Here is an 11745-nt window from a genome sequence, read left to right as displayed (position 1 = left end):
AAAATACTAAAATTTTATTTATCTATAACTAACTTTGTTCAAAAATTTCAGAAAGTGCTTTATAGAGCTCGGCATGATGGGTCTTGAATTTCGCAGGGTTCTCAAAGAAATATTCAGACGCAACCGCAAAAAACTCAGCTGGATTGGTCATGCCGTATACATCAATATCAGATTTATTTTCTTTTATCTTGGTAATTTCTTCCCGTATCAGATTCATAAAAGGAATGACTGAAGCCTTATCCATCAAATGTGTGGGAATGCCATCCACTGTGCCATCGGTTTTATCGATCAAGTGCACAAATTCGTGTATCGCTGTATTCTGTCCATCGTTTGGATTCTTAAAGCCATACTCCAGTGCCGATTTAGACAATATCATTTGTCCATTCATGGCTCCCTCACCCACCATACCCATAATATTGCGGTCAGCATGGCCTTCAAATTCATAGGCTGTATTGAATTGGGAAGGATAAACCATAATATTGGTCAAATTGGGATAAGTCCATTTCTTAAAGGCAAATATTGGGATAATTGCACTGGCGGCAATCATCATATAATCTTTCAGCTCAACCGCTACGCCCACACCTTCAATTTTGACCGTATCCAAAAATTTTAAACAGCGGGTTTCAAATTCCATTTTATCCGCATCGGACAGATTGCGGTAATAGGCAACTTCTTTTTCCAGAATTTCCTTTCCTTCGTCGCTTAATACACGTTTAATGGCTTTGCTGTTTTTGGCCGTACGATTTAACAGGTAATAAACAACATAAATGGTTACTGGTATAAGCAGTATAATAAATAGTTTTCCTAACATATTAGTTGATCTGTATCCATTTGGGATCCCGAGCCTGCAAATTACGCAAAAAGCCTTTAAAATGTGAGGTTCCGAATAAGATTAAAATCTTTTGCTGTGGGGCGTCAGCAACTAATGATGCCAGGTTCTCTTCCCTTTTTTTCATGACAAATTCTTTATCAAATTTGTTTTTTAATGCTGCTTTTATAGGTTTGCAGGAATAAGGTTCCTGGAGCGGTGTTTTGTAATCACAATCATCCAGGTTGATCGCACCATACAGGTATTCAAACTCGTCAAGCAATTTGTTTTTGGGAATATCCGCATTCACCGCCGTTTCATAATTCACCAGAAAAAAGGAATAATCGGGCTGACTAATGATTCGCTGCCCCAGTTTACGGTACATGGGTGCCCGAAGAACCCGGGAGGTATCGCCCGGTATTTCAATACATTGCTGCAACCCTAGCCGATTGCCTGTAAGCTTTCTAAATTTGCGGTCATACAGATCACGTTGTGCCGCACTATCCACCTGATAAGCGATGCTTTCATAAAAAACAACATAGCCCGAATGTTGAAGAGAATCTACAGCACGCTGGATTTGATCGTAGTACACACGTGTACCCAGATGCCGCATTGGAATATAAACGACTGATCGATCGCCATGGCGAAGCTCGAATTTTCGTGAGGCATCACGCAAGACACCTGTACCTTGAACCATCAATGACGTTTGGCAGCCCAAAAGAACAAACAACACAAAACAAAGGGAGATAATCTGTCTCAATCGCATACTACTCATTATAATATCTATTCTTTGCTAGCAAAGACAATACCATCTGACGTTAATTTGCCGGTATTAGGCAAATTTTGACTTCAGGTAATTACTTTTCAAGATACTTTTATATGAATAACATAAAATGATAACAATATATTATCTCCCTTGTTCTATAAATTTTATAAGCTTGTCAATCCTATTGTTGTTCCATTTGGAATTACAGCATTTTTTTTGATGACAACAATGCCGTCACAAATGGTATAGGTGGGGTGATTGGCGTTCAGCAAATGAGGTCCACCATTGATCCGGACATCGTTGCCGATACGACAATTTTTATCCAAAATAGCATTCTCAATATAACACCGTTCTCCAACACCGACCACAGGTATATTTTTACGCTTTGCTTCCTCCATATCGACGAGATCCTCATAATAATCTGATCCCATCATATAAGTACCGCGCACAACAGATCCTGTACCAATCCGTGAACGAACGCCCACGACGGAACGGTCTATTTTATCAGCTTGGATAATACAGCCATCCGAAATGACCGAATTGATTAATGTTGTACCCGAAATCTTAGAAGGCGGCAACATCCTTGGACGGGTGAAAACCGTATTTTTATCAAACAGATTGAAGGCCGGAATATTATCGGTCAAACCAATGTTGGCTTCATAGAAAGACCCTATGGTACCGATGTCTGTCCAATAGCCCTCAAATTGATAGCTAAGCACCCGACTTGTATCAATGGCATCGGGAATAATTTCTTTACCAAAATCCATTCCGCGATTCTCTTCAAGCATACGTTTCAGGACGCCTTTTGAAAAAACATAAATACCCATAGAGGCCAGAAATTCTCTGCCCTCACCCTTTAAATGATCGCTCACTTCTGAACTCCAGTCTACCAGCTGCTCGCTATTCGGCTTCTCGATAAAAGAGGTGATATGATTCTTTTCATCCGATTTCAGTATACCAAAACCGGTGGCATCTTTGGCGTTTACTGGTATAGTGGCAATGGTCAGGTCGCCTTCGTTTTCGACGTGGAAGTCAACCAGTGCATCAAAATCCATTTGATACAGCTGATCCCCTGATAAAATCAGTACATAGTCATAATCAATACTCGCCAGCTTCCGAAACGATCGTCGCACGGCATCGGCCGTACCCTCGAACCATTTGTCGCCATCGTTGGTCTGTTCAGCAGCCAGAATATCGACAAAGCCCTTGCTAAAAATACTAAAGTTGTAGGTATTCTTAATGTGGGAGTTGAGCGACGAAGAATTGAATTGTGTCAACACAAAAATCTTGTTAAAACCCGAATTAAGACAATTCGAGATGGGAATGTCCACCAAGCGATATTTCCCGGCAATGGGAACTGCTGGCTTAGACCGTTGATCGGTCAATGGATACAGACGTGAGCCCCTTCCTCCGCCCAAGACGATAGCTACTACATTATGACGTGACATATCAAATTACATTAATTGGTTATATAGACTTATATACTTCGCTGCAGATTTATCCCAAGAAAAATCCAACTGCATCATTTTACGTTGATTCTCCTCAAACTGCTTTTTACTATCGTAAAAATTTATAGCCCGAACAATCGCTGCACTAATTTCAGTGATTGTCAGACTATCAAAACCTATACCGTAGCCATCATTTTTCAGATCGATTACCGTATCTTTTAATCCCCCCACCTGATGCACGATCGGCAATGTACCGTACTTCATAGCATAGAGCTGATTAAGTCCACAAGGCTCAACACGGGAAGGCATTAAAAGAAAATCCGCACTGGCATAAAGCCAATGGGCCAGATTTTCATCATAACCAAAGAACACATCAAAATTATCAATTCCATCATCGACGAGTGATTTCACACGTGACTGGATCGCTGGGTCTCCGGCACCCAGTATAAATATACTTAATCTATCGTGATATTTCTCCGTCAAATCCAAAATTATCTCCGGAAGTAAATCCGCTCCTTTTTCTGTTGCAAATCGGCCGATAAAAACAAGCAACGGTCGATCTGGATTGATTTTATACTGCTTCGCCAAAGCCTCCTTATTTTTCAACTTTCCGGAAAAAGCTTGTACAGCATCGTAGTTTTCTAGCAAGGTATAATCAATTTTAGGATCCCAGATTTCCCAGTCAATTCCATTGACAATACCGACAGATTTATTTCGCTCATCATAAAACAGCTGCTGCAAACCATTGGCTTCCACATATAGCTCTTCCAGGTAACCTTCGGAAACCGTTGTGTACGCATCGCAACATTTAATGAGGGCTGCAAGCGGATTAATTAAACCATCCCAGTCCAATAGTCCCCATTTCCAACTATCGAAAGCGGGAAACAGAATAGCTTTACTCCAATGTGTCCAGCCCTGATACTGCCCATTGTGGACGGTGGCCACCGTTTTAACGTCGGCAAGAAAGTTATAGTCATTGCTATACCTCATCAAAAAAGGCATTAAGCCGACATGATGATCATGGCAATGCACAATATCAGGTACTATATTTTTATCCTTAAACCACGCCAAAACAGCATGTTGAAAGGCGATAAACTGCTCGCCATCATCCGGATAACAATATACCTCCTGCCGATCGAGTTTACCTGGAATCTTAATCAGGTAGAGCTCAAATCCAAGTACCTGATGATCTTCCTTATAAACACTGTAGCGCAGCAATTCAGATCCTTGATAAAAAGTACCTTCATGAACTAGGCTAAAAGCATGATCCCTAACAAAAGGACGATCATACCAAGGCATGACAACCGCCGCCTCCCATCCCAGTTTGGTTTGGTATTTGGGCAGCGCGCCCACGACATCCGCGAGACCACCTACTTTGGCCACGGGATAACATTCTACACTCAAGTGAAATACGTTCATTCTTCTTTTACAGCATGAGATTTAATAACAAGATTTTATACAGGGATACGCTCGCCTTGTTTAATGGGATTGACTTCCTTTACCGCTCTCTTCCTTTTCAAAATATATCCGCCAAGCGGAGGTAAATGAACTTGAGCAGACTGTACCTGGTTCATCCAATGCAGGTGTTCACTATGAATGAGCAGCTGATGTATTCCAGAACCGAAATAGGTCAAATCATCCGAATTCAGCAGCACTTCCCATTCACCAGCGTAAGGTAAACCAATACGGAAATGTTCCCGAACAACAGGCGTTAAGTTAAGTACAACAACCGTATCATCCCAGGCGTCAAATCCCTTTCGCCAATAGACGACAACCGAATTTTCACGATCACCAGCATCTATCCATTCAAAGCCCGAAGCGTCAAAAGCCTTCTGGTAAAGACTTGGTTGGCTCCTATAAACCGTATTCAGGTCGGCTACAAATTGCTTCATACCCTGGTGTGGCGCAAATTCCAAAAGATGCCAATCAAGCGATTGGTTTACATTCCACTCCGAAGTCTGCCCAAATTCTCCGCCCATAAACAGCAATTTTGTTCCTGAAAAAGTATACATAAAGAGATACAATGCCCGCAGGTTGGCAAACTTTTGCCATTCATTGCCCGGCATCTTATAAATTAATGAATGCTTTCCGTAGACAACCTCATCATGTGACAGCGGTAGCATAAAATTTTCATGGAAAGCATATACTGTCGCAAAGGTCAGTCGATCATGATGATAGCTGCGATTAATCGGATCCTCTTTAAAATAATCCAATGTGTCATGCATCCAGCCCATCATCCATTTCATTCCAAACCCCAATCCACCAGCATAGGTTGGGCGACTGACACCTGGCCAGGAAGTCGATTCTTCCGCGATGGTCTGCACATGTGGGAAATGTCCGTAGACGGCCTCATTCAGTTCTTTTAAAAATTGTACCGCTTCAAGATTCTCATTTCCACCAAACTCATTGGCAATCCACTCGCCTGCGTTTCGACTATAATCCAAATAGAGCATAGAAGCAACCGCATCGACCCGAAGTCCATCGATATGAAAACGATCCAACCAATAAAATGCATTACTGATCAAAAAAGAACGCACTTCATTACGTCCGTAGTTGAAAATATAGGATTGCCAATCGGGATGAAACCCTTTCCGGGGATCTTCATGCTCGTATAAGCTCGTGCCATCAAAACGATAAAGACCATGTGCGTCACCTGGAAAATGTGACGGAACCCAATCCAGCAACACCCCTATCCCGGCGGCATGCAGCTCCTCAATCAGATACATGAGATCTTGTGCCGATCCGTAGCGTGAACTCGCAGCAAAATAGCCCGTTATCTGGTATCCCCAAGAAGGGTAATAGGGATGTTCCATCAGGGGCATAAATTCTACATGGGTAAAATTCATTTCCTTCACATAGGATACGAGCGCCACAGCGATTTCGCGGTAGTTGAGCAAAGTATCCGGACTTTCGGGATCCCGCGACCAAGATCCTAAATGCACTTCATAGACAGACCATGGTTGATCCAGCCTGTTTTTAACAGCCCTTTCCTGCATCCATTGCTTATCCTGCCACTCGAACCAGGTCGAATGAACAATGGAAGCAGTCTTTGGCGCGATCTCCCACTGAAAAGCAAAGGGGTCTCCTTTTTCAAGTTGTTCGCCAGTATAAGTCTCAATAACATACTTATACGCCTCCCCATTGCCAAGCCCCAGAATAAATCCCTCCCAGATTCCGCTACCATCCCAGCGCACATAGAGCGCGTGACGCGCTTTATCCCAAAAATTGAAGTTGCCGGTTACAAAGACCGATTTTGCATTTGGAGCCCAAACCGCAAAATAAACGCCTTTTTCACCATTGACTTCCAGCTCGTGTGAACCGAACTTTTCGTATAATTTGAAGTGCTTACCCGACTGGAATAAGGCGACATCAAATTCAGAAAATAGACTATGCGGAATTACTTCATTGGTCATGTTTTAACCTTCTATCAATATGTTATCAAATTCTCGTGCGACATTAATCCAATACCGCCCCTTATCATCTACTTGTACTTTTGTTTCAATACCATCGGTCTTCACCTTCTTAGCCTGAAAAGGCAAGCCGATTAACTGTAATTTATATTCCTCATATCGCTCCGTAAAAAGCCCATCTTGCGTCTGTTTAATCGACAGGGATTCTTTGAGCCCCGATACGGTAAAGCATTTTTCAAGATAAATATCCTGCTCATAGGCAAAGGTGTCGCCATGATCCGAATACACATACGAACGGGTTACACCTTCAGCGAAGTAAACATTGAGCTGCAGCTCCTCAATTTTCTTTTCACCAGTATATTGCATCACTGGATATTCGGGGATAACAGATCCCCCACGAATGAAAATCGGCATCTCATCAATCGGTGTAGGAACAGTATGTTCTTTACCGCCCACGTAGGTTTCATGATTGAAATAATAAAACCAAGTACCTTCAGGCAGATAGACAATCTTGCTTTTTTGTCCCGGCTGCAAAACTGGGGATACCAATATTTTATCCCCAAAACAGAATTCCTCCTCACGTTGCCAATTGGTCGGTATATGCTGTTCGACCATGGAAATCGGACGTAATATGGGAAAACCATACTTCGTTTGCTCCCAAAAACAGGTATAGATATACGGCAACAACTTATAACGGAGTTCGATAAATTTCCGATTGATCTTTTCCCAATCCTCCCCAAAACTCCAGGGCTCCCGGTCGCGGGTATCGCCAGCGGAATGCACACGCATAAAAGGCGAGAAAACGCCAAATTGCATCCATCGCGTAAATAACTCACCGTCGGGTTCACCCGTAAACCCACCGATATCCGTTCCACAAAAGGACATGCCCGAAGTCGACAAACGCTGTAACTGCAAGGTTCCCAACTTGAGATGTTCCCAACTCGCCAAATTATCGCCGGTCCAGACCGAAGAATAGCGTTGTGTTCCCGCATAAGCCGCTCGGGTGATGGTAAATGGCCGTTTATTTTTATACAATTTCTTTAAACCATCATAGGTTGCCCGGACCATCTGCATGCCGTAGATATTATGTGCCTTACGATGCGAGCCCCGATGCCCGTCATATTGGTGACGTACATCGTCGGGGAACGTTCCGCGGCCAAATACGGCCGGTTCATTCATATCGTTCCAGAAGCCAGCCACGCCATCTTCCACAAGGCCCTGATATAAGGTGCCCCACCATTGACGAACCTCCGGATTGGTAAAATCAGGAAATTGACAACGTCCCGGCCACACAAATCCTTCCATAAAATAATCATCCCCGCGGCGACAGAAATACCTATTTTCCTTTCCTTCCCTGAACACCCAGTAGTTCTCATCAACCTTGATGCCCGGGTCGATCATCACCACCGTTTTAAAGCCATCATTGGCCAAATCGCTGATCATATTCTTAGGATTGGGAAAATACTGCTTGTTCCAGGTAAAACAGCGGTATCCTTCCATGTAATCGATATCAAGATAAATCGCATCACAGGGGATCTGTCGCTTCCGAAACTCCTCAGCAACCTTCCGGACATTCGCTTCGGGATAATAACTCCAGCGACACTGATGGTAACCAATTGCCCACAGCGGTGGCAGGTAATGCGTACCTGTCAGCGTATGATAGCGACGGATGACGTCGATAATATGTGGACCATGGATGTAGTAGTACTGCAGTTCCCCTCCTTCGGACCAAAAGCTTGTTTTTCCCGGATCTTCCGCGGCGAAATCAAAATACGTTTTAAAGGTATTGTCAAAGAATATACCGTAGGCTTCACCATCTTTTAAACCAATATAAAACGGAATAGTTTTATAAAGTGGATCCTGATCGTAAGCAAAAGCATAAGTATCTGAATTCCAATTTTTAAGTCTTTTACCTCTCAGGTTCAATTTAGTGGCCTTATCCCCCAGTCCATAAAAAGCTTCGTTTTCAAAGGCCACTTTTGTGCTATATACATAATAGCCTCCAAAATCAGGGTTTTCCTCCCAGTGCATCGGCGCCAAATCTGCATTGAACAGTTTACCTGAACGATCAGCAAAAGAAATCAAAAAGTCATTCTTATTGATCTTACAGGAAATAGTATTCGTATGCACCAGATAATGATCTGCCTCTTCCTTGCATTGATGTATACTGACGCGGTGATCTTTCTTGGCCAAGGCATACGAAAAATCCTCCAAAAAAGTCCCTTGTGGAGCCAGCCGTACCCGCACGATCTCATCCGTGACGATCTTAATTTCTACCTTGGCTTTGCCGTCAGAAAAATAATAAGACTTATCGTTTTGATTGTGGGCTACTATCGTTTCAAGGTATTTCTTTTCAATTTTCGGTAAATCCAATACCGGATTATTCACATGATGCATACTCTCCAAAGTACCATCATTTTCCTCCTCATGTAGTGTGGTTTGATTTAGGTTGTCGTCTTCAAGCATAATTGTAATATGTTAAAAAGTTTCTGAAGGCTTAATTCCTCTTTAAGATAGAAAATTAATCCTGCGCTGACAACAAAACACAAAAAAAAATCCCGCCTATTGGGATAGACGGGATTTTTTTCAATACCTGTGGATAAACTTCTACAGCTTACTTAACAAAATGCGCACGAAGCATCCAGGCCATCTTTTCATGCTTTTCCAATAGTCCAACCAAAAAGTCCTCCGTACCATTATCTGAAGTGCCTTCAACCACAGAAATGTCGGCACGAATTGACATCGCTATAGCTTCATGGTCAGCCAACAATTCTTTGTAATAGGACTGACTGTCGGTTTTTTCTGAAGTAGACTCCGTTAAACGAGTCAATTTCAAATATTTATCAAAGGTACCTACCGCATAATGCCCTAAAGTACGTACACGTTCTGCTACTTCATCGATCACTTCAGCTAGTTCATCGTATTGTGATTCCAAAAATAAGTGAGCAGCATGAAAATCCGCACCTTCCACATTCCAATGCGCGTTACGCGTCTTCATGTAGACAATGTGTTCATCTGCCAACAGCACATTTAACAACTTTGCAACTTTTTTCAAGTCCGCATCTTTAATTCCAATTGAAGTTTTCATATTATAATCTTTTGTTAACTATATGTTTTAAATGCTTAGTTAAATTTACCCAAAAATGCGGTAAAAACCAAATAAAAGCCAGTCAAATTCACAACAATTACCTCACCCCACTATACCAAACCAGACTTACATTTCGTATTACTGCAAAGCGTTTGCTAGACTGAAAAAATGAAAAGCGAAGGCTGCACCGACAGTGTTCGTTGTAGAAACAGATAAGACCTAGATTGTACCTTATGAACGAAACATTTTAAACAAAAATCGATCAAGCTATTATTTAAAGCACATAATGTTGTATTTTTGCAGACATCTTTATTTTGAGGGAAAGCTGCGGACAACATGGACAACAATACCTATTTTCACAAATTCAAACAGGATATTTCAGCGATTGAACTTCCAACACGATTTTCCTTCCCATTTTGCTATGAACCGCACCCCCTCGCCGTAACCGCCGCAAAAGAACTTCAATATTACATCGAAACACAAGAGGACTGGACCCACAATTTTGGCCTGGACAGCGCCATGGAGGGCCTCGCTATTGGAAAAATGTTCGGTGTGCTGGTTGTCAGAAACCAACACAATGAGCTTGGCTACCTTGCCGCTGTTTCGGGAAAACTGGCCGGAAGCAACAAACACCGCTATTTTGTACCGCCAATATTCGATATGTTGGAAGAAAACAGTTTTTTTCTAAACGAAGAGGTGCATCTCAATGCACTGAACCGCAAAATAGAAAGGCTTGAAAATAGTGAAGAGCTAGCAGACACGCAGCGTAATCTTGACCGGTTAAAAAATGAATGGGATAAGTCGCTCGATGAGCTAAAATCGAAATTAAGAACCCAAAAGAAGGAACGAAAAGAAACCCGTACAAAACTGAAGGTCAGTTTATCCGATGCGGAATATGAATTATTGATGGAAGACATGCGGAGCCAGAGTTTAAAAGACAAACAACAGCTTCAGCGCTTTCAATATGACATGCATTTGGCTCTGGAAACAGAGAGTAACCATTTACAACAATTGCTATCTACGATTACCGCGCTAAAAGAGGAACGCAAAACACGCTCAGGCAATCTGCAAAAACAGCTTTTCGAACAATATAATTTTCGCAATGCAAAAGGGCAACGCAAGAATGTCGTCGACATATTCCATGAATTTGACACGATAACTCCGCCTGCGGGATCGGGGGAATGCGCTGCGCCAAAACTGCTGCAATATGCATATGAAAACCAGTTAACACCCCTAGCTTTGGCCGAATTTTGGTGGGGCTGCTCCCCTGCATCTGAAATACGCAGGCACAAAAACTACTATCCGGCATGCCGCAAAAAATGTGAACCGATTTTAGGGTATATGCTCCAAGGCTTGGTCGTAGATCCGAATCCCATGCAGCAGGAAACGACCTTGGATATCGCACTTCCTCAAATTTATGAGGATGAAGATATTATCATCATCAACAAACCAGCAGAATTTCTTTCTGTACCAGGAATATATGTCAAGGATTCGGTCTACAACCGTATTCTTCAACGTTATCCAAAAGCAGGCCCGATTATTATCCACCGCCTGGATATGTCGACATCCGGCCTATTGGTTGTTGCCAAAAACAAAGAAGCGCATAAATTTATTCAGGATCAATTTATTCAGCATACCATCAAAAAAACATACATTGCCTTACTTGATGGTATTATCGAAGCTCCATCCGGCTTGATCGACCTCCCTCTTCGCGTCGATCTGGATGATAGACCCCGACAAATGGTCTGCTACACCTATGGCAAGCCAGCGCAGACAAAATGGGTAAAAATTGCGATAGAGAATAATCAAACGAGGGTCAGGTTTTATCCCTTGACTGGCCGAACCCACCAGCTCCGCATGCATGCCGTGCACCCCAATGGGCTAAATACACCTATTGTTGGTGACGATCTCTATGGCAAAAAAGCTAATAGATTACACCTTCATGCCGCTTCAATTACCTTTATACACCCTCGTTTCAAAAAAGAAATGACCTTCGAAATCGAGCCAGATTTTTAATAGCGCTGACTATATCGTTACAAAAGTCAGTAAATAAAGTAGCGGAAAATCATCGCCAAGTCAAAATGTAATGTGAAAATTATTGACCCAAATCAATAATTTAACATAAACAACTCACAAACAAATACTTACGAACAAATGTAATTCAACTACTTTCCTTTATTACATTACAATAAAATTTTAATTATTCTTAATTTTTTGTTTCCTTT

8 protein-coding genes are annotated in these 11745 nt (G+C 42.2%); 1 reads left to right on the top strand and 7 read right to left on the bottom strand.

All coding sequences use genetic code 11. The features are described from left to right. Positions 1-28: 28 nt before the first annotated feature. The 7 genes from B3H30_RS23010 to B3H30_RS22980 all read right to left on the bottom strand — a co-directional run bounded on the left by B3H30_RS23010 (position 29) and on the right by B3H30_RS22980 (position 9520). Positions 29-811, bottom strand: a complete 783-nt coding sequence (locus B3H30_RS23010) for a zinc-dependent peptidase (RefSeq protein ID WP_286834866.1) — start codon at positions 809-811, stop codon at positions 29-31. Between the two features lies 1 nt (position 812). Beyond that, complete coding sequence (locus B3H30_RS23005; RefSeq protein ID WP_286834865.1) at positions 813-1583, bottom strand: hypothetical protein; 771 nt, start codon at positions 1581-1583, stop codon at positions 813-815. 155 nt (positions 1584-1738) lie between these two features. Then, positions 1739-3022 (bottom strand): glucose-1-phosphate adenylyltransferase, encoded by a 1284-nt coding sequence (locus B3H30_RS23000; protein ID WP_070569746.1) that lies wholly within the window; start codon positions 3020-3022, stop codon positions 1739-1741. Between the two features lie 6 nt (positions 3023-3028). Next, positions 3029-4441 carry a glycogen synthase gene (locus B3H30_RS22995; RefSeq protein ID WP_070569744.1) on the bottom strand — a complete coding sequence of 471 codons (1413 nt, stop codon included), beginning with the start codon at positions 4439-4441 and terminating at the stop codon, positions 3029-3031. Positions 4442-4476: 35 nt separating this feature from the next. Further along, complete coding sequence (gene glgB / locus B3H30_RS22990) at positions 4477-6435, bottom strand: 1,4-alpha-glucan branching protein GlgB (protein WP_070569742.1); 1959 nt, start codon at positions 6433-6435, stop codon at positions 4477-4479. A gap of 3 nt (positions 6436-6438) precedes the next feature. After that, complete coding sequence (locus tag B3H30_RS22985; RefSeq protein ID WP_070569740.1) at positions 6439-8898, bottom strand: glycoside hydrolase family 31 protein; 2460 nt, start codon at positions 8896-8898, stop codon at positions 6439-6441. 148 nt (positions 8899-9046) lie between these two features. Then, positions 9047-9520 carry a Dps family protein gene (locus tag B3H30_RS22980; protein WP_070569738.1) on the bottom strand — a complete coding sequence of 158 codons (474 nt, stop codon included), beginning with the start codon at positions 9518-9520 and terminating at the stop codon, positions 9047-9049. A 336-nt stretch (positions 9521-9856) separates the two neighbouring features. Here B3H30_RS22980 and B3H30_RS22975 point away from each other — a divergent pair, with 336 nt between their 5' ends. After that, the gene (locus B3H30_RS22975) at positions 9857-11536 is read left to right on the top strand and encodes an RluA family pseudouridine synthase (RefSeq protein ID WP_286834864.1); all 1680 of its coding nucleotides are present in this window, start codon (positions 9857-9859) and stop codon (positions 11534-11536) included. Positions 11537-11745 lie beyond the last annotated feature (209 nt).

This window comes from Sphingobacterium sp. UBA7038, assembly GCF_002494055.1.
Classification (GTDB): Bacteria; Bacteroidota; Bacteroidia; order Sphingobacteriales; family Sphingobacteriaceae; genus Sphingobacterium; species Sphingobacterium multivorum.
The sequence above is the reverse complement of the archived record's forward strand: the minus strand, read 5'-3'. Positions and strand labels throughout refer to the sequence as shown.

Coding starts and splice junctions, on each gene's coding strand:
- B3H30_RS22975 (WP_286834864.1), top strand. CDS start 9,857: ATGGACAACAATACCTATTTTCACAAATTCAAACAGGATATTTCAGCG.
- B3H30_RS22985 (WP_070569740.1), bottom strand. CDS start 8,898: ATGCTTGAAGACGACAACCTAAATCAAACCACACTACATGAGGAGGAA.
- B3H30_RS23010 (WP_286834866.1), bottom strand. CDS start 811: ATGTTAGGAAAACTATTTATTATACTGCTTATACCAGTAACCATTTAT.
- B3H30_RS22995 (WP_070569744.1), bottom strand. CDS start 4,441: ATGAACGTATTTCACTTGAGTGTAGAATGTTATCCCGTGGCCAAAGTA.
- B3H30_RS23000 (WP_070569746.1), bottom strand. CDS start 3,022: ATGTCACGTCATAATGTAGTAGCTATCGTCTTGGGCGGAGGAAGGGGC.
- glgB (WP_070569742.1), bottom strand. CDS start 6,435: ATGACCAATGAAGTAATTCCGCATAGTCTATTTTCTGAATTTGATGTC.
- B3H30_RS22980 (WP_070569738.1), bottom strand. CDS start 9,520: ATGAAAACTTCAATTGGAATTAAAGATGCGGACTTGAAAAAAGTTGCA.
- B3H30_RS23005 (WP_286834865.1), bottom strand. CDS start 1,583: ATGAGTAGTATGCGATTGAGACAGATTATCTCCCTTTGTTTTGTGTTG.